Raw genomic sequence first — 566 nt, forward strand, 5'->3', positions numbered from 1 at the left:
CAAAGTTTCGTTTGAACCTACAAATTGCGTAAGTTCTGTTGCGAACTTAGAATCGTTGATAATTGTGCTTGCATTGTTGATTACATCGGCTACAACATCTATTGTCGTTTCTGTATCATTTTCGCTTTTATAAACATACTTTCCGTCGTTGGCAGCATTTTTATCTAAGGTTGTCAGTGTTTCTGCATCTCCTACCATATCAACAAGATTAATTACTGTTGCTGGACCGTTTTCTGCCTGATAGGTTAATGCTTTTCCTGTCGCGTCATATACAAGTGATGTCAAAGTTTCGTTTCCTTTTACAATTTCATTGATATTTACCACTTGTGTTGCGCCTGATGCATCTGTATAAGTAAATTCGTTGGTTGTAGAATTGAACGATACTGTACCTTCGGACTTAGTAACAAAATTGTTTAAAACATTAGTTACCGCAGGATTATTGATAATTGTTTCAAAATTAGTTGCAACATCGCCTACTACGTCAATAGTAACATTGTCTCCTGCCTCATTTGCATAAGTATAGCTTCCGTTATTATTGTTTGTAATTGTTGTAACAGTTTCTTTTG

At 35.3% G+C, this 566-nt stretch carries 1 pseudogene; it reads right to left on the bottom strand.

Features of this window, described 5'->3' with window-relative positions:
• Window positions 1–566: pseudogene (locus BOW57_RS20710) on the bottom strand (hypothetical protein); the annotation flags it as partial.

The organism is Flavobacterium sp. YO64 (assembly GCF_004119505.1).
In the GTDB taxonomy this organism is placed as follows: domain Bacteria; phylum Bacteroidota; class Bacteroidia; order Flavobacteriales; family Flavobacteriaceae; genus Flavobacterium; species Flavobacterium oncorhynchi.